Here is a 24,390-nt window from a genome sequence, read left to right as displayed (position 1 = left end):
CTGCCCATTAATGCGGGATAAACTAAGGAAATTATTGCAAAAGAGCAAAATGCTTAGAATATGCTCTGCATTTTGCTCTTAATTGATTTTTCAGTATTTATTACCTTTCATTTAAAGCCATTTTCTATATGGCGGAATACTTTGAGGAAAATGAAATACATTAAACGGATCGTATTTTCCCTTTACTTCTCTAAGCATTCTAAGATTACGACCATAATAGGCAGTTGGCCAATCTTTTATATAACGATCAGGGAAATTCACATAATCTCCAACAGTGAAAGGTGACAAAGCCCGTCTTAAATTCTCGACCCACTGAATATTTTTTTCTTCTTCTTTAGCCTTTTCCCATGAGGTAATATACTCCTGAGCAATTAAAGCATTTCTATAATAATAAGCTGTTCGGCTTGACGCAATTTGACTTACCGCGCCTCTAAGAGATTGCTGCCAAATGGTCGTATTTCTATTTGGAGCGTTAGATAAAAATTCTTTCATTTCTACAATGGCAGCATGAGGGAATGGCCTTTCAATAAAGGATCCTGACCTTTTACGAAGGGCTGGTTTGTTGCCGCTCGTTAAGTCGAAAAATTCTACAGCTTTAATATAAGGTACTTCCTTTATCCATATATTCGTTGGTGACCCTGTTTTCCTCAATGGACGGAGTAGTTTCTTTAACTCAGATGCTGTACCTATAAACTCACCTTGAGCAACAATATCACCCACTTGCTTAGATTTAAGCTCAATTTGTGAGGTCAAACGTTCATCTGTATAAGGTGCCCATTTTTGCCATGCGTCAAAGGCTCGTTCAAAATCTTCCCATCCCCATGTAATGGAGAAAATCGATACGTTAGAAATAGGATGCAGTTTAAATGTAAGAGCTGTAACGATGCCAAAATTCCCACCGCCCCCGCCACAACTTGCCCAAAATAAATCACTATTTTTCTGCTTGTCAGCTTGGATTACTTCAGCCCCTTCATGGCCACTTGCAACAACCATTTCAAGTTCCAGTAAATTGTCACATGTTAGCCCAAATGGACGCGATAACATGCCAATTCCCCCACCAAGCGTCAAACCAACAACCCCTACACTCCCTTCAGTTCCTGCCGGGATTGTAAAGCCATTTTCCCATAATACCCGATATACTTCTCCTAAATTAGCACCTGCTTCAATTTTCGCTGTCATATCTTGCTGGTTAATTGTTATTTCATTCATATCACTAACATCTATAACAAGACCTTCATTTAATATTGAATAATTTTCATAGCTATGTCTCCCACTTCTGATTCGAAATGGTTCATTATTTTCTCTCGCCCATCTTAATGCGTTGATAACGTCTTTCTTATGTCGACAAAATACAATGATACTCGGAAATTTGGGATCATTTAAGTTATTATTTGTTCTTGCTTGCTTATAGTCCGGATCTTTAGGGGTAACAATTCTTCCTGTGAGCTTTACTTTCTTCAAAATACAGCTCCTCTCTCAAATGATGCAATGCAATGTTTTATCCTATGCTTATCACTTGGAAAGAATATGAAGATTGAAATTTTTATCGCTTAAAAATTAAAGATAAATGCTCATTCTCTTTATTCATACATATGATGCTATATTGAGACTACCTAGGAGGTGTTCTAATGATTATTCATGTGGTGAGCGCTGGTGAAACCCTTTGGCAAATTGCAAACCACTATTCCGTACCTATCAATTCCATTATCCAATTAAACGCATTATCTCATCCAAATCAATTAGTCATCGGACAATCACTCGTGATCCCCTCTCCTTATACAACTCATACGGTAAAAAGGGGCGACACTTTATGGTCAATTGCTCAACAATATAGTGTGCCTATTCAATCAATTATCACAGAAAATCATTTAACAAATCCAGATGTTTTAACACCTGGAACTCAGCTCGTAATTCCACCTATTACACATATCGTGCAGCCTGGAGAGACACTATCGCAAATTGCCAATCAATATGGTACGACCGTTCAAGCAATCGTTGTGGAAAATGGAATTGCAAACCCAAATATGATTTATGCTGGCACACGTTTGATTATTCCGAGAGCTAAGCCTTCCATTGAAGTAAATGCTTATACGTATCAAAAGCCTGAAGAAGCTGTTCGTTCGATTAACGCAATCGGTCATCTTCTTACTTATTTTAGCCCCTTTGCTTATATGATTAAGGAGGATGGATCTTTACAGCCTGTAGAAGATAAAGAAATGCTTGAAGCAGCTATTGCCAAAAACATTACACCTATGTTAACTCTGACGAATTTCTCTTCCACAGAAGCAGGCTCCAACTTAGCGCATGTTATTTTATCTAGTGCAGCATTACAGGAAAAGGTCATCAACAATGCCCTGCAAGTGATGGAAGAGAAAGGCTATAAAGTATTAAATATTGATTTTGAAAATGTACTTCCAGCAGATCGGGAAAATTACAATGACTTTCTTCAGTTAGCTGTTGACCGTCTTCACCCAAAAGGATTCCTAGTCTCAACGGCACTTGCACCAAAGACGAGCGCAACCCAGGCAGGAACATTATATGAGGCACATGATTATGAGGCACACGGAAGAATTGCAGATTTTGTAATTTTAATGACATATGAGTGGGGCTATCGACTTGGTCCACCACAAGCTATTTCACCCATTAATGAAATGAGAAAAGTTGTAGAATATGCTTTATCAGTAATGCCTGCTGACAAAATATTTTTAGGTTTTCAAATTTATGCTCGCGATTGGCTTCTGCCGCATGTTAAAGGGCAAGAAGCAGAAACATTCAGTTCTCAAGAAGCCATAAACAGAGCTGTAAAATATGGCGCAATCATACAATATGATAGGATCGCACAATCACCCTATTTTCGTTATGTGGATGAACAAGGTAGAAATCATGAGGTATGGTTTGAAGATGCTAGAAGTGCACAAGCTAAGTTTGACATGGTGAAGCAATATAATCTCCGAGGTATTAGTTATTGGGCATTAGGTTTTCCTTTCCCACAAAATTGGGCACTATTAAATAATGATTTTACCATCAAAAAGGTTTCTTTATAAAGACGACTCATCATCCAAAGTTGGAGATGACATTGGCTACATCAAATACCCATTATAAAAGTAAGCTTAGTTTACGTAGTTAAGGATTTTCTATTAACACAAAAATGATTTATACATGTCTACATTAACCCTTACTCTTCCCCAGTTTTTCCTATTATAAAAAAATCAATTGAAAGCCATATTAAGAAATATCAAAACGAAAGGAGAAACTAAACATGGGAAGAGACAATAAGCAAGGGCAAAGCGCCAACAAAGGGTCATTGCCTCAAACACCAAAAAATCAAAAAATAGCGCCAAACAAAGTTAGTGAAGAATTTTCTCAAGAGTTTATGGACCTTATTAATTCAGTTACTAAAGAAAAAAAGACAAAAAAATAAGGGGTACAACAAGTGGATTATAAACGTGCACAAGAAATTGTCGCCTCTCCATCAGAATATGAAGTAAGCTATAATGGCGTATCCGTCTGGATTGACAAGCTTCATGATGATGGTAAAACAGCAACTGTTCATTTACGTCGTTCTTTAGAGGAACGTTCCGAAGTAGACGTAGGAGAATTAAAGGAAGAATACCTCGCGCATTAAAACCTCATAATAAAAATCTGCTTACTTACAGTGTGTTTAAGTAAGCAGATTTTTTCTTTTTGAAAATACATATTGCCAATATATAAATCCATTAAACGGAAGTAGAGCATGCTATAAAACATCACGTCCTGTGATAACGTCTTCGTGACCAACATCGTGCTGCTGTCGCTTCGCTTTCGCGCAAAAAACATCGTGCTGCTGTCGCTTCGCTTTCGCGCAAAAAACATCGTGCTGCTGCCGCTTCGTTAGCACTTCACTTTCGCGCAAAAAACATCTGTTGCCCCAAGCGGCTCAGCGGACGCTCCCAGTCGGAACGGAAATCAACCACACGTTATGGTGATGATATGAAAATTTCAACTTTAAATGATGTAATCCTCTTCATATTTCATCCCTGTTAAAATATCACTTGCTCGATTGTGTAAGTCTTTGTAGTTATTCGCAATCTGTTCAGCAGAAATCGGCTTACTAAATAAATAGCCCTGAATATAATCGCAATCACCCTCAATTAAAAAAGCAAGCTGCTCGACTTCCTCAATTCCTTCGGCAACAACCTTTAATCGCAAATGCTTCGCCATTGATAAAATCATAGAAACGAGTGCTTCATCATTTTGATTATGCTGAATATTTCGAACAAATGCCCGGTCAATTTTTAAGCAATCAATTGGAAAATCTTTGAGATACGAAAGCGACGAATACCCTGTTCCAAAGTCATCAACGGCAATTTGGATACCAATTGCCTTTAATTCATGAAGTAGCTGTGTCATTTGATCGATATTCATCGTCATACTTTCCGTAATTTCTAATTGTAAATATTTTGGCTCTAAATTTGTACGTTGTAAAATTTCTTGTACCATTTGTACTAAATCTTGTTGAAATAATTGCCCAAGAGATAAATTAACAGCAACCTTCATTGGTGGCAAACCTTGCTTCTCCCATGTCTTCGCTTGAACGCATGCTGTCTCTAAAATCCATTTCCCTAATGGAATAATTAGTCCAGATTCTTCTGCAATTGGGATAAACAACTCCGGTGAAACAAACCCGCGCGTTGGATGACGCCACCGTACTAGCGCTTCCACCGATTCAATTTTACTAGTTTTTAAATTTACCTGTGGCTGAAAATCCAAATAAAATTCTTCATTAGCTAACGCCTTATGAAGCTCTTGCTCAATCAATATACGGTCAGCAATGCCATTTGACATATATGGCTTATAGAAAAGAAATCTTTGAGGCATTTGACTCGCGTCTCGCATCGCTAACTGAGCATGCATTAAAAGCTCTTCACCTGAGCAATCCTCAGCATGCAGTGCAATTCCAAAATTAAGATTTCCGTTAAGCGAAAATAATTGTACTTGTAACGGTTTTTTCATAGCATCCTTCAAGTTAAAGCAAAATTGTAATAGCTCTTCACTTGTTGTTACATGATCAATATAAATAATAAACTGCCCCTCACGAAGCTTGGTTGCATAATAATGAGGCGGTAATATAGCTTGTATTCTCTCAGCCACGCGCTTCATCATTTCATTGGAATAGCTAATACCTATAGACGAGCGGATGGCTGCAAGGCGATCAATCTCAATAGCAATGATTGCTTTTTGATGGTTATTGGCATGTAAATCCTCTTTTAAGGTTTTTAATAATAGATGTTCATTCGGGAGCCCTGTAATATCATCATGAAAAGCTTGAAAGCGTAGCTCCTGTTGCGAATACTCAAGGTCTTGCTTTATTTTCAGTAATTGCCGATACGGTTTTTCGACCGATGTATAAAATAGTGCTTTTAGGAAAAAGTAGAATGCAAAAAATTGATAAATAAGTGCTGAAAAACCCCAAATAGATTCCCTATCTTTAATGAAAACAAAGAAAATATCACTAATAATTAAATAAATTGCAGCGCTATTTAGCCATATTTCTCGTTTGGGCAACTGTTTTATATACTTACTTAAAATCACGATCGTTGTACCTTGTAAGACAGCAGACAACAAATGGACAATAGTCTTAACTTTATTCAACAATGGTTCTTCAAGCAAGAAATATTTTGAAGAGCAATATACTAATACAAAACTCAACAATACAAATAGTAAGGAACTTCCATATGTATAAATACGAACATTCATCCTTAAGCGTTCTTTGGGCTTTAAAATAATAAAGAGAAAACCGATTGATAAGCACAATCGCTCTATTATATGTAAAAGCATTTCCATATATTGTGTTTCAGCCATTGGGTTTTGTGTAATAACTAAGCTCACTATTTCCAACAAGGCGATGACAAAAAATAAATTACCTATGTATAATATTTGATTTGATAATAAGTGTGGAAAAACGAGCCAAGATTGAATAGCGATTGCCATCGTACAAACAATAATTAGTATTTGTATAATCAAATCCAAGCATATGTAGCTTTCTTCCTTAAAAATATCGAATATCCGATCACTTATACCTAATAGTGGTATAACTAGTAATAATGGCAATACTATATACCAAACCTCTTTCTTTTCTAACTCTAATTGATTCAACAAAAACCCTCCATACCCAATATATATCTTTAAATAGGTAATTTTATCTATCCAAAGGAGGCTCTTCATCAAAATATGTATCTGACTACACATTCCACGGAAATCACCTCTACATGATGGTGATAAGCCTTTTTATTAATTTCTTACAAATCATAACATTTTTATGCCAAAACGAAAGTATGCTAATATTCATTTTCCATTTTGATATTAGCATACTTTTGATGTTTTATCGCTCTATTCTTCTCTAGAAGATAACAGTTCACGCAGTTTAATCATTATTCTTGTGCGTCTTTTTTTAACTGCATCTACAGATAAACCTAGTTCTTTAGCTATTTCCGAGTAACTATAACCTTCTACATAAAAAAGTAGTAATATTTTTCTTTCTTCTTTTTTTAAACAGGACATAATACATTCTATATGAATGGGATTTCTCTTACTTATTTCATAATCATGAACATAATTTATCGTTTCATTGTCCATAGGTGTATAATTCTTTAGAAATAGGCTCTCCTTTGAAAGTTCTTTTAAAATTTCTCCTTTGACGCATGTATAAATATAAGCAGAAAACTGCCCTTTTGTTGGATCCGCTTTGCGCCAAGCCTCCCAAACAGCTATAGATGCTATATGACGATAATATTCAAAATCCTTGTAAATTCGGCACTTTAATAAAATCGACGTGATCATTGGCTGGACAAATTCCAATACTTCTTCAAATGGTTGTTCAGGTGATAACTTTTGCTTATTACGCTGTGTTGTCATCCTATTTTCCTGTCGACTATGCACAGTCCATTATTCCTAGGTGCCTCTATCTTAATTATTATACTACCAGTATGTCGAACGGCCCTTTTGACGATATAACTAGAGAGTTTTTATAAACCATACTTAATATTTATACATTACAACAGTACGATATTTCATAAATCATATGTTTTTACTGGATTTCTATACATATTTCTAAAAAGGTTGGACAGATTACTACTAAGGAGGCGAAATAGATGAATTTTCAAATAAGAGATGCGATTACGACAAACGTACATGGTCAATCTGCGGCTGAATTCAAGGATATTGTCGAGGATGCTATTAGCCGTGGTGAAGAGCATTTACTGCCAGGGCTTGGTGTATTTTTCGAAAAATGGTGGCAGCAATCTAGTCCTGCTGAGCAGGATGCATTTGTTCAAAAACTAGAAAAAGTCTTTGCTCACTAATTTTTTATAGACAGTTCATTCCATTTCCAATAAATGCGTGATAAAGTTTTATTTATCAGAAAATTTGGAGGGATTGGAATGACTGTTGCTGTAGAATTAATAGTAAATCAACTAAAAGAGGTTTTAACTGAGGAACAGGTGTCAACAAACGAAACAGTGCGACAGCTACATGGAAGGGACGAATCTCATCATTCAATGAGCTTACCAGATATCGTTGTCTTTCCTCGTTCCACGGCCGATGTCAGTGCCATCTTAAAAATTGCGCATGTGGAACGTGTACCCGTCGTACCTTTCGGTGTTGGCTCAAGCTTGGAAGGAAATGCAATCCCTATTGCAAATGGCATTTCTATCGATTTCTCTGAAATGAATACTATTTTAGAGATTCGACCAGATGACCTGCTAGTGAAAGTACAACCAGGTGTAACACGTGCCCAATTAAATAAAGAATTAAAAAAACATGGGCTTCAATTCACTGTTGATCCTGGTGCTGATGCTACACTTGGTGGAATGGCAGCGACAAATGCCAGCGGAACAACAGCAGTGCGCTATGGAGTGATGCGCGATCAAGTACGAGATTTAGAGGTTGTACTCGCAGATGGCTCAGTCATTCATACCGGTAGCTTAGCAGCAAAATCTTCTTCTGGTTATCACTTGAATGGCCTTTTCATTGGCTCTGAAGGTACTCTAGGTTGCTTTACAGAATTAACTTTACAAGTTTATGGTATACCTGAATTTGTCACTGCAGGACGCGCAGTTTTTGCGACAGTTGGCGATGCTGTCAGTGCAGTAACCGCATTGTTGCAGGCGGGTATTTCAATTGGTCGTGTTGAACTGGTCGATGAAGCCTCTATCAAACAAGCTAATATTTATAATGAAACATCCTATAATGAAAAACCAACACTATTTTTAGAATTTCACGGAAATGAAGCAGGTATGCATGCTGATATAGAATTTGCTAGCGAAATTTTTGAGGACTTTGGTTGTCTTTCTGTAGAATTTGAACAAGACAATGCAGCACGTAATAAGCTCTGGGAGGCGCGCCATTCATTGGCCTATGCATATATCCATGCCTATCCGGGGAAAAAGCTTATGTCGACTGACGTTTGTGTACCCATATCTATGCTTGCTGATTCTGTTTTATATGCTCGTGAACAGCTTGAGCAAGTTGGTCTTGCAGGCGGAATTGTAGGTCATGTTGGAGACGGTAACTTCCATGCCCTGTTAATGTTAGATCCAAATGATGCTGAGGAACAAGCAAAAGCCGACCGCTTCAATGAACATATTGTCCAATATGCTCTACTACGTGGTGGCACTTGTACCGGTGAACATGGTGTTGGTATTGGAAAAATGAAATATCAGTCTACAGAGCATGGAACATCTCTATTGGTGATGAAGAGCATCAAGGCAGCACTTGACCCACATAATATTATGAATCCAGGGAAAATTTTCACTATGTAGACTTATTATCACTTTTAAACAAAGGTACCCGTTGGATATCAATGGGTTCCTTTTTATAGATCATCAAATGAATACCCGCTAAACAAGAAAAAAAGCAACCTAGCGTCTCCCAGGTTACTTTACTATGTAGCGATGTGGTCATCCACCTTGACAACATACATCGCGCGTGGCTAACATCCCTCTGTCTGCACACCACTGTTATGTTATTCTCATTGACACCCCCTGTTGCCAATGAGAACTCTATATATCTAGTACTTCTCAACCCGAGAAGTATATGTCACAAATTAAGCTAGAATTGAGGCTAGCACTGCTTTTTGTGCATGGAGTCTGTTTTCTGCTTGCTCAAAGATGTAAGAATTTGGACCATCAATAACAGATGCTGCTACTTCTTCTTCACGATGCGCTGGTAAACAGTGCAGGAACATGTAATTCGGCTTAGCGTATGCAACAAGTTCATCATTAATTTGGTAACCTGCAAAGTCTTCTAGACGTTTTGCCGTTTCCTCTTCTTGCCCCATCGATGTCCAAACATCTGCGTACACTACGTCCGCATGTAAAACCGCTTCTACAGGATCATTTGTGATTGTAATAGTACTACCATTTGCTGCGGCGATAGCCTGTGCTTTTGCAATCACCTCTGCATCACATTCATAGCCAATTGGCGTTGCAACTGCTACGTTCATTCCTACATGTGCAGAAGCTACCACTAATGAGTGCGCCACATTGTTGCCATCTCCAACATAGGCAATTTTAAGGCCCTTTAGTTCCCCTTTATGTTCAGCGATTGTTTCTAAATCAGCTAAAGCTTGGCATGGGTGATAAATATCCGTTAGTCCATTAATAACAGGTATAGATGCATGCTCTGCAAGCTCCTTCACCATAGCATGAGAATTTGCACGAATCATAATACCATCTAAATAGCCTGATAATACATGTGCTGTATCATAAATCGATTCACCACGACCAATTTGCAAATCACGCGCATGCATAAACATACCTTTTCCACCTAATTGATTCATGCCTACTTCAAATGAAATACGAGTACGAGTTGAATGTTTTTCAAAAATCATGCCGAGCGTCTTACCTTCTAGCAGCTTCGGACATTTCTCTTCTTTTGTAATTATTTTCAGCTGTGTTGCTAATTCAACTAACTGTTGAACTTCTTCACTTGTATAATCTAGCAAGGTTAGTAAATCTTTACCCTTTAAGCTAGACACTAACTTCAACTGTACTTCCTCGAGTAATTTCATAGCATTCGCTCCTTATTTCGTTACTGTTGAATCAAGTATAGCATGCATAAATATAAAATCAACTGAATTTTTATGTTTATTTTCAAAAATTGGAATTCTTTCTTAAAATGTGACTAAAATGCGAATTATTGAATTTTTATTCATAAATCAATATTTTAATCCTCAGCACCACATTCCAGATAATTGCATTATTGTTATTCCATTTTTATAATTAAAATGTATTGATTATTTTAGTGGTAAAATAAATGGATAAAGAGCTGGTACATCTTAGTAAGAGATTGTTAAAAAGATTGCAGAGAAGTGATTATCGAGTTAGATACACGAGGATTCTTTGTTTTCAGAAGCAAAAGGAAATGAAGCTTGCTATCATTTATAAATATTATACAAAGCTCCATAAAGAGGATTTGTTACATGGAAAATACATATTTTTGAAATTACATTCTATTATTTCAGATCAACAGAAAAATAAACGTTTGTAATGGAGGTACTATTGTGGATTTATATGATTTAAAAAAGGACATATTTAATATTGCTTATCCTTTTATAAAAACTCGCCCAAATGTTGCTTTGTCCATCGGCATTATTGATCAACACCAAGAAGCTACTTTTACTTTCAATGGCTCTAATTTTATGCTCGAAGAAAAGCCTTATGTATATGAGGTTGGGTCCATTTCTAAAGTTTTTACTACGTCAATATTAGGTGAAATGCTTCAGGAAGGTAAAGTTCATTTAGAAGATTCCATCGGCAACTATTTTTCTGCACTCCCTGATCATCACCCTGTGACGCTAAAACGTCTAGCAAATCATACATCAGGTCTGCCAGGTATAGGTGTGCTTAAAAATATTTACAATCTTTTTGATACTCAAACACCTCGTGATCCTTTTTGCCAATATTCACTGGATGAGACTATACATTATTTTAAAACACATACAAACGAGCCAAAAGTTAAGTTTAGATATTCAAATGTAGGCATGGGGCTTTTAGGGTATATTTTGGCCAATACGCTTCACACAGATTTTGAAACAGCCATCAAACAAAGAATTACAGATCCTTTAGATTTGCCAAATACATTTATTTCTATCCCTTCTGATAAAAAGGAGACGATATTACAAGGATACGGTATCCGAGGGCATAAAAAGCCTCCTCTCCATATGAATAACTTTATGGCAGCAGGGGCAATCCGTTCAACTGTCGATGACCTATTAAAATTTATGAAAGCTCATTTAAGCGATGAAAATTTAGGCTATACATTCACACACCAAGCTACTGAAACTATTTCAAAAGATTTAAGTATTGGTTTAGGATGGCTTCTTGAGGACGATATTATTTGGCATAACGGTTCAACAAAAGGATTCTCTAGTTATTTAGGGTTTGATAAAACACAGCAAACAGGGGTCGTTGTTCTATCCAACTATCGATCGAATATATTGACAATAAATCCTGGACAAATTGGTAGAGATATCTTAAAGCTTTTAAAAGATGAATAGATACTTTATCTGAATACAAAATGAAATTCTTCGCTTTTCATTTTTATCGAGAGATTATGTATTTATCGACATAAAAAATACAAAACAGCCCTCAAACAAAAGAGGGCTGTTTTACTTATAATGCTTAGTCAAAAATAATTTTATTCACTGCGTCACAGTTTAATTGTTGATTTTAATAACTTACAACAAATATTCAAATCACTTTACCAACCGCCACGATTCTGAATTTCGTCTGTTTTAGAATCAATGTTACGTGCAAATTCTTTCACTTTTTGTACAGAATCATCAATTTGACGCTTCGTTGTTTGAATGCGATTTGCTATGCTAATCAATTGCGCAGGTTCTGGTGGGCTTGGCTGATTCGCAAGCATCATCAATTCTTGTTGAATACCTTCGAAATTAATGCCAGCATTTGTAATCATGTCACAAGCCAAAGTGATTTGAGAAGCTGTGTGGTCTACTGAATCAGCAACTCGCTGATTGTTATTCCAATTCGTTCGACCTCCACCCATATATGAGTTCATCTGTCGCTCCCCCTATCCTTGTAGCTTATCTGTTAATTCGTCGATTTCAGTAATTTTTTTATTAACACTGTCAGTGAAGGAATCAATTTCATCCGTTAATTTATCAACATCTTTTACATTGCGCTGAACTTCTGTTAAGTTATTTAATGCGTTTTGCACTTTACCAGTAATACCCATAGCTACGCTTTCTAGCATCGCTTTTACATGAGGCGGCGCATCTTGTCCAACTTGCGCTAGCAACATATCAACTTGTGGTTGAATTTCATTCAATGTAGTTTGAGCGTTAATTAATTCGCGTGAACAAGAATTCAACTCATTGTCGATTTTGTCCGAAGAACGGTCAATGTTCGCTTGAACATCTTTTATTTCACCTAACACCTTATCTATTTTATTACCAACTTCTCTTGCGGTAGATTTACTAATAATCATAATTGCAGGTTCCTCCTAGAAAAAATATGTTTATTCATATATATTACCAAAAAACTCTGATTCTTCCTAGCACTATTCTCCAATTAGTAAATCAGATATATTTCTTTGATCTAACCAATGCGAAAAGCCTCCTAACATCCTAGTTAGAAGGCAAAAATAATAGTTCAATTTAGTTCTTTATACTGTATTAGTCAAAAATAATCTTATTGACTGCATCACGGTCTAATTTTTTAATAACTTCCACCATTAATTTTACAGCATTATCATAATCATCACGATGTAAAATACCAGCATGTGAATGGATATAGCGTGTAGCAATACCGATTGATAATGCTGGCACTCCATTAGCAGTAATGTGCATGGAACCAGCATCTGTACCGCCACCAGCCATTGCTTCGAATTGGTATGGAATATTATGCTCATCTGCTACATCTAAAACGAATTCACGTAAGCCACGATGTGATACCATTGAGGCATCGTAGACAACTATTTGTGGACCAGCGCCCATTTTACTAGTTGATTCCTTCGCAGTTACTCCTGGTGTGTCTCCTGCTACACCTACATCGACAGCAAAGCCAATATCTGGTTGGATTTTATGCGTAGCGGTTTTCGCACCACGAAGCCCTACTTCCTCTTGTACGTTCCCTACAGAATAAAGGATATTAGGATGCTTTTCATTTTTCAAAGCTTTCATAACATCTATTGCAATTGCACAACCAATGCGGTTATCCCATGCTTTTGCTAATAGATACTTTTCGTTTTTCATCACATTAAATTCAAAATATGGTGTGACCATATCGCCAGGACGTACGCCCCATTCAAGTACTTCATCTTTTGAAGCTGCACCAACATCGATAAACATGTCTTTAATGTCTACCACTTTGTTACGCACATCTGCTGGTAAAATATGAGGTGGTTTTGAACCAATAACCCCAATAATTTCATCGCCTTTACGTGTTGTAATTGTTACACGCTGCGCAAGCATAACCTGGCTCCACCAACCGCCTACAGTTTGGAATTTGATGAACCCTTTGTCATCGATTTGGGTAACCATGAAGCCTACTTCATCTAAATGACCGGCAACCATAATTTTAGGACCATTTTCATCGCCAACTTTTTTAGCAATGACGCTTCCTAAATTATCTGTTTCAACTGAGTCTGCAAATGGTGCAATGTATTTTTTCATAACCTCACGTGGTGCACGTTCATTACCTGCAATACCATTCGCATCCGTTAAATCTTTAAACATTTGTAATGTTGGATCTAGTTGTGTCATCCTTTTTCCTCCTGCTTCTTGTATCCCCTCTATTATACTTCGTTTACCGAAATATTCCTAGCCTAAATCGTCTGAAAATTGGTGTATTTCTTACTTTAATATCCTGAACGCTGACGATTATAATTCTCTTCATTTTTCTCAATATAGGCCCCTACAACGTCCTCAAACGTAAAGCCTAGATTGTACGCAAGTAATCCATAGCATTGCCAAATAGCTAAATAACTATCCTCTGTTGGTTGACTAATAAACTTTAAAATATAGTCCTGTGTCATTAAAAATGTCTCTGTTAAATCTCGCTTCTCTTCAATTACTGGCCATTTTTCTATCGCTGTATAACCTTTTAATAGGCCAAGTGATAATATAAAATGAATCGAATCCACATATTCCTCTAAAATCACATCACGCTCTGAGGGTCCCTTTGTGCTCCAAAACTTAAAGCAACGTGTTTCATTAGCAAGTTCACCCAGCTCTACCATTAATGCTAAACCTTTTTCTTTAAATACATCACGATCAATTTTTTGTGTTTTCTCGATGAAATCATCAAGCTCTTTCTGCATTTTATACAAATGTTGTAAATTCATTTTTTTCTCCTAAATTTCTTAAAAATATTTATAAAAAGTGAAACTAATTGCCCCCTCCAATCGTATAGGAGGGAATAACCTTTCTTCAAGGGGGAAATTGAAAATGTTGCCATTACTTATTCGACTTGCTGTTATTGCGCTTATTATCTATGTATTTTATAAAGCGATTCGTTATATAACCGATCCTAAGCGAAAACTTGATGAAGCCTATGAAAGAGGCCACTATTATTTTTATGATGACGTCAAAAATGTCCGAAAAAATTTCTTTATCTCTTATAAGGGTGCTCTTTTCGAAGGTGAAAAATACCTTGGTACTACCGATGATGCCTTTGAAGTTGTTACGATTTTTGTTGGCGCCCGTGACGCCGCTACACTGCAAGGTTTTTCGAGAAAAGACTTTGAATACCTACAGCAGGAAATCCTATTGAACTATCCAAGCGCAAAAATAAACTGGAAACAACCCATTGAAAAGCTTATGCACAACACATCCTCATGATGAGGATGTGTTTTTAATATATCGCAACATTTTTTACGATTTATCGGAATGTTTTTGCGTTTTTTCACCAGATTTGTACGATGATAAAAATTTGAATAGCCGCTAGTAACGGGAATCCAAATGCAAAACTGTTATGGCGTGTTTTATGACGGAATAAATACATTCCTAGTACGCCACCTACTGCACCACCAGCAATTGCTAATGTAAATAACGTACGTTCAGCAATACGCCATTCATGCTTTTTCGCTTTTGATTTATCCATACCCATCATCACGAGCAGAACTATAGAAACAACTGCCATATAACCTAATAATGCTTGTCCCATTGAGTACTCCTTTATTTTTACTATTTACTACTCTAACACAAAAAAGACTGACGGATAAGTCCATCAGTCTTGTAAGAAATTTTGCACCTGTCGCTTCGCTTTCGGTGCAGAAATAATTTTTAACTTCGTCAAAAATTATTTTGCTACTGCTTTTTTAGCAGATTCAGCTAATTGAGTGAATGCTGCTGCATCAGTTACAGCTAGGTCAGCTAACATTTTACGGTTAACTTCGATACCAGCAACTTTTAAACCGTGCATTAAACGGCTGTATGAAAGACCGTTCATGCGAGCAGCTGCGTTGATACGAGTGATCCATAATTTACGGAAATCACGTTTTTTCTGACGACGGTCACGGTATGCATATTGACCTGACTTCATTACTGCTTGGTTTGCAACTTTGTATAATGTATGTTTTGAACCATAGTAACCTTTAGCTAATTTTAAAACCTTTTTACGACGCTTGCGCGTCACTGTTCCGCCTTTTACGCGTGGCATATGAATTACCTCCTGCTTTTCATTTAAAAATGAATGTTAGTTATTTTGTGTGTAGTCAAATTATTTCATGTAAACAAGTAGTGAACGGATGCGTTTGAAGTCACCAGATGAAACGATGTTTGCTTTACGTAGGTGACGTTTTTGTTTTGTAGATTTGTTTGCGAATAAGTGGCTTCCATAAGCACGGTCATATTTTAATTTACCTGAACCCGTTTTTTTGAAACGTTTCGCAGCTCCACGGTGAGTTTTCATTTTTGGCATGTCGAATTCCTCCTAAACTGTTCGTCTAATATTATTTCTCGTTCTTTGGTTGAAGAACTAAGAACATGCTTCGGCCTTCCATCTTCGGTTTTTGTTCAACCGTCGATACTTCAGCACAAGCTTCAGCAAAACGATCTAATACACGTTGACCAATGTCTTTGTGTGTAATCGCACGACCTTTGAAACGTAGGCTACATTTTACTTTATCGCCTTTTTCAAGGAATTTAATCGCATTACGTAGCTTCGTTTGGAAATCATGCTCATCGATTGTTGGGCTCAGACGAACCTCTTTCATTACGATGACCTTTTGATTTTTACGAATTTCACGGTCTTTCTTTTGCTGTTCAAACTTAAATTTACCATAGTCCATGATACGAGCGACTGGCGGCTTGGCTTGAGGGGCCACAAGGACAAGATCCAAGTTTACACGAGTGGCGATTTCTAGCGCTTCGTTACGTGTCTTTACACCAAGCTGGTCACCATTGTGATCGATTAATCGAAGTTCACGTGCGCGAATGCCTTCGTTTACATACATGTCTTTGCTAATAGTAATCCACCTCCAAGTAGTTGTCGCGAATACATGGTTTGGGCAAAGCCTTGCCCGGTTGAACGGTACATCCTCTTGTCATGTCCATAAAAAAAGGACGGACACTTGAAGATGTCCGCCCGCTATATGTGCATGCGCAAGTCAGCGCAAAACAATTCAACGTGTCATACCTGTTCACAGCCTAAAAGCGTTGTATCAGGTGAGAAGCGGGCAGCCTCTACTTCAACCACAAACTTTGTATTCATTAACCTTAACTATATTAACATGTACTACATAAGCTGTCAAATGTTTATTTAAATTATTTCTAATAAAATAACCTAAAAACTTATTTTCTAGACTTAAGATAGAAGTTAAAACTCTTCACTAAAGCATATGCTTGTCAGCGATTTCTACTCTCTTTCAGAGGACAAGCAGCGAGTCGCCTCCTCCGCCACATGCGGAATCTCGTCTAACTCGCCGCTTTTCTATAGAAGTGTCCTAGATTTCGCTGGCAAAAAAATTATTTTGTAATTTCTGCTTTAATGTTAGCTAAGAAGTCTTGGAAGCTAATTGTTTCTGAATCTTTTGAGCCGTAACGACGTACGTTAACGCCACCAGCCTCAACTTCTTTATCACCGATGACAAGCATATACGGGATTTTTTTCATTTGTGCTTCACGGATTTTGTAGCCTAATTTTTCTTCACGGTCATCCATTTCAACACGTAAGCCCGCTGCAGTTAATTGCTCTTCAATTTGTTTTGCATAATCAAAGTGTGCTTCGTTTGAAACCGGGATAACTTCAACTTGTACTGGTGCTAACCAAGTTGGGAATGCACCTTTATATTCTTCAATTAAGAAGGCAACAAAGCGTTCCATTGTTGATACAACACCACGGTGAATAACAACTGGGCGATGTGGTTTACCATCTTCTCCAACGTAAGTTAGGTCAAAGCGCTCTGGTAATAAGAAGTCAAGCTGTACTGTTGATAAAGTTTCTTCCTTACCAATTGCAGTTTTCACTTGTACGTCAAGTTTAGGACCGTAGAATGCAGCCTCACCTTCAGCCTCGAAGTAATCTAAGCCAAGCTCATCCATTGCTTCTTTTAACATGCTTTGTGCCTTTTCCCACATTGCATCATCATCGAAGTATTTCTCAGTATCTGCTGGATCACGGTAAGATAAACGGAATGAGTAATCATTTAAATCGAAGTCTTTGTAAACTTCTAAAATTAACTGTACTACTTTTTGGAATTCCACTTTAATTTGGTCTGGACGAACGAAGATATGTGCATCGTTTAAAGTCATCCCACGTACACGTTGTAAGCCTGAAACAGCTCCTGACATTTCGTAACGGTGCATTGTACCAAGCTCTGCAATACGTAATGGTAGGTTACGATAAGAATGCATGCTGTTTTTGTACACCATCATATGGTGAGGACAGTTCATCGGACGCATAATTAATGTTTCATTGTCCATTTCCATTGGTGGGAAAATGGAATCTTGGTAGTGATCCCAGTGACCAGAAGTTTGGTAAAGCTCTTTCGAACCAAGTACTGGTGTGTAAACATGCTTGTAACCAAGTGATAACTCTTTATCTACGATATAACGCTCAATAACACGACGGATTGTCGCACCATTTGGTAGCCATAGTGGTAATCCTTGACCAACCTTTTGAGAAGTTGTAAATAATTCTAATTCTTTCCCGATTTTACGGTGATCACGTTCTTTTGCTTCTTCAAGCATTTGAAGGTGATGTTTTAATTCTTCTTTTTTAAAGAATGCTGTACCATAAACACGTTGTAGCATTTTGTTATCTGAGTTACCTCTCCAGTAAGCACCCGCTAATGAAAGAAGTTTGAACTCACGCAGCTTGCCAGTTGATGGTACGTGGATGCCTCGGCAAAGATCGAAAAATTCACCTTGGTGGTAAATAGATACTTGCTCATCTGCTGGAATTGCTTCAAGTAATTCTAATTTGTATTCATCGCCAACTTCTTCATAGATTGTTTGTGCTTCTGCACGGCTAACATTTTTGCGCTCTACTTCAAGGTTTTCAGCGATAATTTTTTTCATTTCTTTTTCGATTACTGGTAGGTCTTCAGCTGTAATTGGTGTTGGTGCATCAATATCATAGTAGAATCCACCTTCAATAACTGGACCAATTCCAAGTTTAACTTCTGGGAATAAACGTTTAATCGCTTGTGCTGTTAAGTGTGCAGTCGAGTGACGTAGAATTTCAAGTGCTTCCTCATCATCTTGTGTAATAATCGAGATTGTTGCGTCCTCTTCAATTGGTGTTTTTAAATCAACTAAGACACCGTTTACTTTACCCGCATACGCTTTTTTACGAAGTCCTGGGCTGATTGATAATGCCACATCATCAGTAGATGTACCTTTTGCAAATTCCTTTACAGCGCCATCTGGGAAAGTTAATTTAATCATATCTGACATTTTGTTTGCACTCCTTAATTTTTTTCTGGGATACATTGATTGAGAAAACGGTATAGACTTTCCGGATTGAGCATCTTTTACCTGGTGAGTAGATTCAAGCGACTACCCGAGAAAATAAAAAAGCTCCGTCCCTAACAAAAGGGACGAAGCGTATGCTCGTGGTTCCACCCTTCTTCCTTCCGACTCTAATAAGTCAGACGAAGCTCAAGGCTAGCTAACGGGCTAGGGACCGGCGAAAGATTTTCCCTTTCGCTGCTCAGTAGGTAGTAAATGATGTGCTCTAACTAGGAAGCTTACAGCCAATGACTTCCCTCTCTAAAAGCTGATACACAAAATTCATGTCCTCATCAATGCATTTTGTTAATTATTATATGTGACAGTATACGCTCGATTGTCGCAAAATGCAACAGTCAATCTTACATACGGCGATTTTTTCCGCGCATTTCAATCGGCTCTGTTAAGGCTTTGACACGTTCCATAATACGTCCAGCCTTTACGACTTCTATGTCACCTTTTTGCGTCTGTGCTAAATGATGCTCTAGTTCATCATAATTAAAGTTAGATGTAATGAACGTTGGCAATTGCTCCGCCATACGATAATGGAAAATAGTCCCTAGAATTTCATCACGTGTCCATGCGGTCATTGTTTCGGCTCCTAAATCATCAAGCATTAGCACCGGGGCCTTTTTCACATAGTCAATTTTTTCATTCAATGTATTATCGCCAATTGCATTTTTCATTTCTCGTAAAAATTCAGGCACGAAAACGACTACTGAACGAATTTTGATGGAGGCTAACTCATTCGCAAGTGCACCAAGTACAAAAGATTTCCCTACACCAAATTTTCCGTATAAATAATAACCCTTTGCTGGGAGCTTTCCTGTTTCTAATGTTGTCTTCACAAATTGTGCTGCTTTTTGCGCAATCATAACACGAGATTCATCGTCAATGAGTAAATCTTGAATTGTCGCTTGCAGCACATCCTTCGGCATATGCATGCTCGCAATCATATTAGCTACGTCACGACGCTCTTCCTCACGTATCTTTTGCTCACATCGCACATAATCAATTTCAACGGTACTCCGCACTACACGTAAAGTAGGTAAAAAACCTTTTAAATAGTTTGTACAACTTTCTGTATTGTCACAGCCACAGCAGGTAGTAGATTGACTAATAAACTCATGAAGCTTCGGTAAATTACGTTCAATTGTCGCATAGCTTAACTCATTTGCATGTTCTGTTAAAAATTCTTGTACACGAGGGTTTTCTAAAATTTCTCGACGCATCGCTTCGTAACGTTCTTGAAATGATGGTACATTAATTGCTCTTTTTAATGGTCCATTAATTGGTTCGATTGTCGTTCACCCTCCTTACTTATCACTTTTCCCTAGCATTTCCAATATTTTTTGACGCTCTCGCTCAAAATCTATCGTGCTGGAAGTGTTTTCTTCTTGTTGCTCGTTACGTTTGTAAAACCATTCAGGTACCTTCTCTTCACGTTGATTTCCTGAACGCCCTTTAACACCTTGATTACTTTTCCTCGGTGTCTGCTGGGGCTTATTTTTCCACGCAGTGTATTTATCATGCTCCTGGCGCGCTAGCTCCATTGCTGCCTTTGCTGTTTGAATATTTTTACGTACCCAATGATCTGCTATCGTTTCCACATATTTTTTAGGTAGCTTCATATCAGTTGTTAGCATGACATATTCCAAAAGCGCATTGACAACGCCTACTGGCATTCCATGTTGGACAATTAAACTTTCAGCAAGCTGTACGGAAGTCTGTAGAGGTTCTTTGCCATTATTGATATCTCGGAGTACTTGGACTGGAGGAGTCGTCTCTAAATAATGCTGAAGCTCCTGATCCTTTGTTTTTTGTCCGGATTCTTCAATAGATGGTGGCTCACTCACTCTAGCAAGCTTTGGTGGCTCTTTTGATACCGTTAACTTATAAAAATCCGCAGCTGCCTTACGTAATCGTTCCAAAGAAATACCTAGGTCATCATCTAATGCAAGAATCACTACTTTTTGCATATCCAGTGCAGTTAAGTGATATAAAAACGCTAATTTCGCTATATTTTCACGTACCTCAATTGTTAGTAAGCTTTTCGGCACAAGTTGTTCCGATAAGCCCGCTTGCAGTAATTCAAAGTCAAACTGTTCAAAATAAAACGGATACACCTTTTGCTGCTGATCCTTACGACTAGTATCCACTTGTAAATCATCTGGAATCTTTGTACTTACTGGCTTAAAAACATCTATGAAAGCACGTGATACATCTTTAAATTCTGCATCTCTTGCAGAAGGAATAAAACGCTGACGCAATTTCCGATAAGCTTGCTCCCCAATTTTACTAAACAAAAACATCGACAGCAGTGGATCTTTCATAAAGCTATCTGCATCAAGAGGACGCATAAGCTCATATAAAAAACTTCGTTGGTCAGCATCTTCTTTTTTCCATGTGTGTAACAAACCAATTGCTTCGAGCGCAATACGTGCCTCAAATACTTTACCAATTGGAAGCCCTAGCACATTCATTAAAAAATAATGCGTCATTTGCTGCCTTGGCATTTGCTCGGCTTCTGCCCATAGTGTTAAATAAAGGCTGATTGGCTCCGCTCCAATTAAAGGCTGATAAAATAGCGTTACTAATTGACGTTCCTGCGTAGAAAGTGCATGAGGTAGACGAATGTCAAAAGGATCAGCGGGCTGCAATTCCTTATACAAATGGATCAACGTCATTCACCCTCTCTGTTTTCCTATGATTTCTGCTCTGTCTGACGTTGAATAATCTCTTTGATTTCTTCAATAAAGACATTGATATCCTTAAATTGACGATAAACCGATGCAAAGCGCACATAAGCAACCTCATCGATTTTCGCTAAGCGATCCATGACCATTTCCCCTACATCCTCAGATTGGACTTCAGAATTCCCAATGCGACGAAGATCTTTTTCAATAGACATAACTAGTCCCTCAAGTACTTCAAGAGAAACAGGACGTTTTTCGCAAGCACGAATAAGTCCACGAAGTACCTTTTCGCGGCTGAATTCTTCTCGTGAACCTTCCTTTTTCACTACAACTAACGGTGTCTCTTCAATTTTTTCAAACGTTGTAAAGCGGAAGCCACATGACTCACATTCACGACGTCTACGAATTTCTTTATTATCATCTACAGGCCTCGAATCCACTACACGCGTTCCGTTAAATTGGCAAGATGGACATCTCATATAATTACTCTCCTGATTTCACAACAATTTAATATTTCTATTATAACAAATTTCCCGTATAGACAAAAGAAGATACCTAAGAATCTAATTTCGTATCAAGGAAGTTGGATATGTCTAGTAACAGCTGATGATCAAAAGCGTAAGAGTATGCAACTTGAAGTCAAAGGAGGGTTTGAACAAGCAAAAATGATATTATAGGAAGAAATAATTAAAAGCACTGAGAAGTTCACTCTTCTTGCCCAGAATGTAGACAAAAGATTTTTGAAGCAAATCTGTGATTGAGGTTGCTAAAGAAGTTTATTTACGTCCAGATAAAGCAGACAATATATTAGAGAAACTCAAGTTAACTGTTATCAAAAATGAGCACATCGAAACCACTTGGATTTCAATGTGCTCATTTTAATTATTATGCGTTTACTGTTTCTAAAGCTTTTGCCACTTTTTTCACAAGATCTACTACGCGTGCAGAATAACCCCACTCATTGTCGTACCAAGCAAGTACTTTTACTTTGCGGTTACCCATTACCATTGTAGAAAGTCCATCCACTGTAGAAGAGTAAGTTGTTGTATTGTAATCAGAAGATACTAGAGGCTCAACTGAGAAATTTAAGATACCTTTCATTGGACCTTCAGTAGCAGCCTTCACAAATGCAGCATTAACAGCATCTACTGTTACGTCTGTATTTAAATCAACTACAAGGTCAACTAATGATACGTTTGGTGTTGGAACACGAAGTGCCATACCGTGAATTTTGCCTTCTAATTCTGGTAACACTAATTTCAATGCTTTTGCAGCACCAGTAGATGTTGGAATGATTGATTGCGCGCATCCACGTGCACGACGTAAATCTTTATGTGGATTGTCTAGATTCTTTTGATCATTTGTATAAGCGTGAACTGTTGTCATTAATCCGTTTTCGATACCAAATGTGTCATTTAATACTTTAGCAACTGGTGCTAAGCAGTTTGTTGTACAAGAAGCATTTGAAATAACATCATGTTGTGCGATATCAAGTTTCTCGTCATTTACACCTAAAACAATTGTTACGTCCTCGTTTTTACCAGGTGCTGTTAAGATTACTTTCTTTGCGCCTGCTTCTAAGTGCATTGCTGCTTTTTCACGCTCATTAAATTTACCAGTTGCTTCAATAACGATATCCACACCCATTGTTGCCCATGGTAATTTTAATGGATCACGTTCGCTAATAATTTGAACACGTTTACCATTTACAATTAAAGCATCGCCTGCTGGTTCAACCGTACCTTCAAATGTTCCGTGATTTGTGTCATACTTAATCAAATGTGCTAACGTTTCAGCTGGATAGCTCGCGTTAATTGCAACAATATTTAAACCTTCTTGTACGATCGCTTGGCGGAAAACCATACGTCCGATACGTCCGAAACCATTAATAGCAACTGATACTGTCATTTATAAAATCCTCCTGTGAGTACAAACTCAGATTAATTATATACTTTATGCTGATTAGTATAACACAATTTCAAAAAAGATGAACATTATATATGTCATAATATTAAAGTTCTTATTTTCTGAAAAATAAAATCGTCAAATTTCAGTCTTTATTTTGGCGTAAGTCCATAAAAAAATGCGTAGCAAAATGTTCTTGCTACGCACCGAATAATTTTACAGATTCTTAATTCATTTATACTACGTCCCAATATGTCAGGATTTTTTTCAATTGGCTCTCTGTATGTTCTAAATTTTCATTATTGTAGATAACCGCATGGGCACCTTTTTCTTTGACAGACATAGGTAGCTGAGAATGCATACGTGCTAACGCATCCTCTTTCGATAAATTATTGCGCTCCATTAAGCGTCTAAGCTGTACCTCTTCACTAACCGATACAACAAGAATACGCTCAACAAAATGCTGTAATTTACTTTCAAATAATAATGGGATATCCATCACAACATGCTTTTCTCCTGCCTCTAAATAAGCATCGCGCTGGCGTAACATTTCCTGACGAATAGCCGGATGCATAATATCATTTAAAATTTTACGCTTTGCAGGTTCATGGAAAATGATATCACCAAGCTTGGCGCGATTTAAACTACCGTCTTCTAGCAATAGATCTTGCCCAAAACTTTCAGCTATTAACGTTAATGTCTCCGTTCCTGGTTCTACGACATCACGTGCTACAATATCCGCATCGACAATCGGTAAACCAAGTGCTGTCATCATTTTTGCTACTGTACTTTTTCCGCTTGCAATACTTCCCGTTAGTCCGATAATCATAGTTA

At 37.5% G+C, this 24,390-nt stretch carries 26 protein-coding genes; 7 read left to right on the top strand and 19 right to left on the bottom strand.

Going from position 1 to position 24,390, the window contains the following annotated elements:
- Positions 1–111 precede the first annotated feature (111 nt).
- Positions 112–1,461, bottom strand: coding sequence for an FAD-binding oxidoreductase (locus tag ACVWXS_RS06915; RefSeq protein WP_456957132.1), 1,350 nt, complete (start codon positions 1,459–1,461; stop codon positions 112–114).
- A gap of 167 nt (positions 1,462–1,628) precedes the next feature.
- Here ACVWXS_RS06915 and ACVWXS_RS06910 point away from each other — a divergent pair, with 167 nt between their 5' ends.
- The 3 genes from ACVWXS_RS06910 to ACVWXS_RS06900 all read left to right on the top strand — a co-directional run bounded on the left by ACVWXS_RS06910 (position 1,629) and on the right by ACVWXS_RS06900 (position 3,625).
- Complete coding sequence (locus ACVWXS_RS06910; protein ID WP_456957130.1) at positions 1,629–3,044, top strand: LysM peptidoglycan-binding domain-containing protein; 1,416 nt, start codon at positions 1,629–1,631, stop codon at positions 3,042–3,044.
- Between the two features lie 215 nt (positions 3,045–3,259).
- Positions 3,260–3,421, top strand: a complete 162-nt coding sequence (locus ACVWXS_RS06905; protein WP_368635654.1) for a YfhD family protein — start codon at positions 3,260–3,262, stop codon at positions 3,419–3,421.
- Positions 3,422–3,433: 12 nt separating this feature from the next.
- A complete protein-coding gene (locus ACVWXS_RS06900; protein ID WP_068983938.1) occupies positions 3,434–3,625 on the top strand; it encodes an H-type small acid-soluble spore protein in 192 nt (63 codons plus the stop codon).
- 111 nt (positions 3,626–3,736) lie between these two features.
- Here the strand turns inward: ACVWXS_RS06900 and ACVWXS_RS06895 are convergent, their stop codons facing one another.
- The 3 genes from ACVWXS_RS06895 to ACVWXS_RS06885 form a co-directional block, all read right to left on the bottom strand.
- On the bottom strand, positions 3,737–3,892 hold the full coding sequence (locus ACVWXS_RS06895; RefSeq protein ID WP_456957127.1) for a hypothetical protein: 156 nt from the start codon (positions 3,890–3,892) through the stop codon (positions 3,737–3,739).
- Positions 3,893–3,984: 92 nt separating this feature from the next.
- Positions 3,985–6,135: a bifunctional diguanylate cyclase/phosphodiesterase gene (locus tag ACVWXS_RS06890; protein WP_456957125.1), complete on the bottom strand. Its 2,151-nt coding sequence runs from the start codon at positions 6,133–6,135 to the stop codon at positions 3,985–3,987.
- 234 nt (positions 6,136–6,369) lie between these two features.
- Complete coding sequence (locus ACVWXS_RS06885) at positions 6,370–6,894, bottom strand: sigma-70 family RNA polymerase sigma factor (protein ID WP_456957123.1); 525 nt, start codon at positions 6,892–6,894, stop codon at positions 6,370–6,372.
- A 236-nt stretch (positions 6,895–7,130) separates the two neighbouring features.
- Between ACVWXS_RS06885 and sspI the strand changes: the two genes are divergently transcribed.
- Both sspI and ACVWXS_RS06875 read left to right on the top strand, forming a co-directional pair.
- Positions 7,131–7,340: a small acid-soluble spore protein SspI gene (gene sspI, locus ACVWXS_RS06880; RefSeq protein WP_068983940.1), complete on the top strand. Its 210-nt coding sequence runs from the start codon at positions 7,131–7,133 to the stop codon at positions 7,338–7,340.
- 78 nt (positions 7,341–7,418) lie between these two features.
- Positions 7,419–8,798, top strand: a complete 1,380-nt coding sequence (locus ACVWXS_RS06875; RefSeq protein WP_456957120.1) for an FAD-binding oxidoreductase — start codon at positions 7,419–7,421, stop codon at positions 8,796–8,798.
- Between the two features lie 284 nt (positions 8,799–9,082).
- Here ACVWXS_RS06875 and argF read toward each other — a convergent pair whose 3' ends face one another.
- The gene (gene argF / locus ACVWXS_RS06870) at positions 9,083–10,048 is read right to left on the bottom strand and encodes an ornithine carbamoyltransferase (RefSeq protein WP_456957119.1); all 966 of its coding nucleotides are present in this window, start codon (positions 10,046–10,048) and stop codon (positions 9,083–9,085) included.
- A 492-nt stretch (positions 10,049–10,540) separates the two neighbouring features.
- Here argF and ACVWXS_RS06865 point away from each other — a divergent pair, with 492 nt between their 5' ends.
- Positions 10,541–11,536 carry a serine hydrolase domain-containing protein gene (locus tag ACVWXS_RS06865; protein WP_456957117.1) on the top strand — a complete coding sequence of 332 codons (996 nt, stop codon included), beginning with the start codon at positions 10,541–10,543 and terminating at the stop codon, positions 11,534–11,536.
- Between the two features lie 203 nt (positions 11,537–11,739).
- Here ACVWXS_RS06865 and ACVWXS_RS06860 read toward each other — a convergent pair whose 3' ends face one another.
- The 4 genes from ACVWXS_RS06860 to ACVWXS_RS06845 all read right to left on the bottom strand — a co-directional run bounded on the left by ACVWXS_RS06860 (position 11,740) and on the right by ACVWXS_RS06845 (position 14,346).
- Positions 11,740–12,060, bottom strand: coding sequence for a hypothetical protein (locus tag ACVWXS_RS06860; protein WP_368635648.1), 321 nt, complete (start codon positions 12,058–12,060; stop codon positions 11,740–11,742).
- Positions 12,061–12,072: 12 nt separating this feature from the next.
- Positions 12,073–12,489: a hypothetical protein gene (locus ACVWXS_RS06855; RefSeq protein WP_402984278.1), complete on the bottom strand. Its 417-nt coding sequence runs from the start codon at positions 12,487–12,489 to the stop codon at positions 12,073–12,075.
- A 187-nt stretch (positions 12,490–12,676) separates the two neighbouring features.
- Positions 12,677–13,765 (bottom strand): M42 family metallopeptidase, encoded by a 1,089-nt coding sequence (locus tag ACVWXS_RS06850; protein WP_402984275.1) that lies wholly within the window; start codon positions 13,763–13,765, stop codon positions 12,677–12,679.
- Positions 13,766–13,860: 95 nt separating this feature from the next.
- Positions 13,861–14,346, bottom strand: coding sequence for a dUTP diphosphatase (locus tag ACVWXS_RS06845; RefSeq protein ID WP_374965664.1), 486 nt, complete (start codon positions 14,344–14,346; stop codon positions 13,861–13,863).
- A 103-nt stretch (positions 14,347–14,449) separates the two neighbouring features.
- Between ACVWXS_RS06845 and ACVWXS_RS06840 the strand changes: the two genes are divergently transcribed.
- Positions 14,450–14,842, top strand: a complete 393-nt coding sequence (locus tag ACVWXS_RS06840; RefSeq protein ID WP_368635645.1) for a sigma-w pathway protein ysdB — start codon at positions 14,450–14,452, stop codon at positions 14,840–14,842.
- 64 nt (positions 14,843–14,906) lie between these two features.
- On the opposite strand, the gene ACVWXS_RS06835 is transcribed toward ACVWXS_RS06840, so the two are convergent.
- From ACVWXS_RS06835 to coaE, 10 genes are all read right to left on the bottom strand, one after another.
- A complete protein-coding gene (locus ACVWXS_RS06835) occupies positions 14,907–15,167 on the bottom strand; it encodes a DUF1294 domain-containing protein (protein WP_374965662.1) in 261 nt (86 codons plus the stop codon).
- A 135-nt stretch (positions 15,168–15,302) separates the two neighbouring features.
- Entirely contained in the window at positions 15,303–15,662 is a 360-nt protein-coding gene (gene rplT / locus ACVWXS_RS06830; protein WP_049667524.1) for a 50S ribosomal protein L20, read from the bottom strand.
- A gap of 60 nt (positions 15,663–15,722) precedes the next feature.
- The gene (rpmI, locus tag ACVWXS_RS06825; RefSeq protein ID WP_283869127.1) at positions 15,723–15,923 is read right to left on the bottom strand and encodes a 50S ribosomal protein L35; all 201 of its coding nucleotides are present in this window, start codon (positions 15,921–15,923) and stop codon (positions 15,723–15,725) included.
- A 31-nt stretch (positions 15,924–15,954) separates the two neighbouring features.
- The gene (gene infC, locus ACVWXS_RS06820; protein ID WP_024363824.1) at positions 15,955–16,458 is read right to left on the bottom strand and encodes a translation initiation factor IF-3; all 504 of its coding nucleotides are present in this window, start codon (positions 16,456–16,458) and stop codon (positions 15,955–15,957) included.
- Between the two features lie 511 nt (positions 16,459–16,969).
- A complete protein-coding gene (gene thrS, locus ACVWXS_RS06815) occupies positions 16,970–18,901 on the bottom strand; it encodes a threonine--tRNA ligase (RefSeq protein ID WP_374965661.1) in 1,932 nt (643 codons plus the stop codon).
- Positions 18,902–19,317: 416 nt separating this feature from the next.
- On the bottom strand, positions 19,318–20,247 hold the full coding sequence (gene dnaI / locus ACVWXS_RS06810; protein WP_368635974.1) for a primosomal protein DnaI: 930 nt from the start codon (positions 20,245–20,247) through the stop codon (positions 19,318–19,320).
- A gap of 24 nt (positions 20,248–20,271) precedes the next feature.
- The gene (locus tag ACVWXS_RS06805) at positions 20,272–21,642 is read right to left on the bottom strand and encodes a replication initiation and membrane attachment family protein (RefSeq protein ID WP_456957112.1); all 1,371 of its coding nucleotides are present in this window, start codon (positions 21,640–21,642) and stop codon (positions 20,272–20,274) included.
- Positions 21,643–21,659: 17 nt separating this feature from the next.
- Positions 21,660–22,130 carry a transcriptional regulator NrdR gene (gene nrdR, locus ACVWXS_RS06800; protein ID WP_053592410.1) on the bottom strand — a complete coding sequence of 157 codons (471 nt, stop codon included), beginning with the start codon at positions 22,128–22,130 and terminating at the stop codon, positions 21,660–21,662.
- Positions 22,131–22,536: 406 nt separating this feature from the next.
- Positions 22,537–23,559 (bottom strand): glyceraldehyde-3-phosphate dehydrogenase, encoded by a 1,023-nt coding sequence (locus tag ACVWXS_RS06795; RefSeq protein WP_456957110.1) that lies wholly within the window; start codon positions 23,557–23,559, stop codon positions 22,537–22,539.
- A gap of 232 nt (positions 23,560–23,791) precedes the next feature.
- Positions 23,792–24,385 (bottom strand): dephospho-CoA kinase, encoded by a 594-nt coding sequence (coaE, locus tag ACVWXS_RS06790; RefSeq protein ID WP_402984257.1) that lies wholly within the window; start codon positions 24,383–24,385, stop codon positions 23,792–23,794.
- Between the last annotated feature and the right edge of the window lie 5 nt (positions 24,386–24,390).

The sequence above is a fragment of the Lysinibacillus sp. TE18511 genome (assembly GCF_054062295.1).
This window is presented reverse-complemented; position numbering and strand designations above follow the sequence as displayed.

Excerpts from the sequence above, each read along its gene's own strand:
- nrdR (WP_053592410.1), bottom strand. The coding sequence starts at position 22,130 with ATGAGATGTCCATCTTGCCAATTTAACGGAACGCGTGTAGTGGATTCG.
- sspI (WP_068983940.1), top strand. The coding sequence starts at position 7,131 with ATGAATTTTCAAATAAGAGATGCGATTACGACAAACGTACATGGTCAA.
- argF (WP_456957119.1), bottom strand. The coding sequence starts at position 10,048 with ATGAAATTACTCGAGGAAGTACAGTTGAAGTTAGTGTCTAGCTTAAAG.
- ACVWXS_RS06885 (WP_456957123.1), bottom strand. The coding sequence starts at position 6,894 with ATGACAACACAGCGTAATAAGCAAAAGTTATCACCTGAACAACCATTT.
- ACVWXS_RS06860 (WP_368635648.1), bottom strand. The coding sequence starts at position 12,060 with ATGAACTCATATATGGGTGGAGGTCGAACGAATTGGAATAACAATCAG.
- rpmI (WP_283869127.1), bottom strand. The coding sequence starts at position 15,923 with ATGCCAAAAATGAAAACTCACCGTGGAGCTGCGAAACGTTTCAAAAAA.
- ACVWXS_RS06855 (WP_402984278.1), bottom strand. The coding sequence starts at position 12,489 with ATGATTATTAGTAAATCTACCGCAAGAGAAGTTGGTAATAAAATAGAT.
- ACVWXS_RS06910 (WP_456957130.1), top strand. The coding sequence starts at position 1,629 with ATGATTATTCATGTGGTGAGCGCTGGTGAAACCCTTTGGCAAATTGCA.
- ACVWXS_RS06795 (WP_456957110.1), bottom strand. The coding sequence starts at position 23,559 with ATGACAGTATCAGTTGCTATTAATGGTTTCGGACGTATCGGACGTATG.
- ACVWXS_RS06840 (WP_368635645.1), top strand. The coding sequence starts at position 14,450 with ATGTTGCCATTACTTATTCGACTTGCTGTTATTGCGCTTATTATCTAT.
- ACVWXS_RS06905 (WP_368635654.1), top strand. The coding sequence starts at position 3,260 with ATGGGAAGAGACAATAAGCAAGGGCAAAGCGCCAACAAAGGGTCATTG.
- ACVWXS_RS06875 (WP_456957120.1), top strand. The coding sequence starts at position 7,419 with ATGACTGTTGCTGTAGAATTAATAGTAAATCAACTAAAAGAGGTTTTA.
- ACVWXS_RS06845 (WP_374965664.1), bottom strand. The coding sequence starts at position 14,346 with ATGAATTTACAACATTTGTATAAAATGCAGAAAGAGCTTGATGATTTC.
- coaE (WP_402984257.1), bottom strand. The coding sequence starts at position 24,385 with ATGATTATCGGACTAACGGGAAGTATTGCAAGCGGAAAAAGTACAGTA.
- ACVWXS_RS06835 (WP_374965662.1), bottom strand. The coding sequence starts at position 15,167 with ATGGGACAAGCATTATTAGGTTATATGGCAGTTGTTTCTATAGTTCTG.
- thrS (WP_374965661.1), bottom strand. The coding sequence starts at position 18,901 with ATGTCAGATATGATTAAATTAACTTTCCCAGATGGCGCTGTAAAGGAA.
- infC (WP_024363824.1), bottom strand. The coding sequence starts at position 16,458 with ATGTATGTAAACGAAGGCATTCGCGCACGTGAACTTCGATTAATCGAT.
- rplT (WP_049667524.1), bottom strand. The coding sequence starts at position 15,662 with ATGCCACGCGTAAAAGGCGGAACAGTGACGCGCAAGCGTCGTAAAAAG.
- ACVWXS_RS06850 (WP_402984275.1), bottom strand. The coding sequence starts at position 13,765 with ATGACACAACTAGATCCAACATTACAAATGTTTAAAGATTTAACGGAT.
- ACVWXS_RS06805 (WP_456957112.1), bottom strand. The coding sequence starts at position 21,642 with ATGACGTTGATCCATTTGTATAAGGAATTGCAGCCCGCTGATCCTTTT.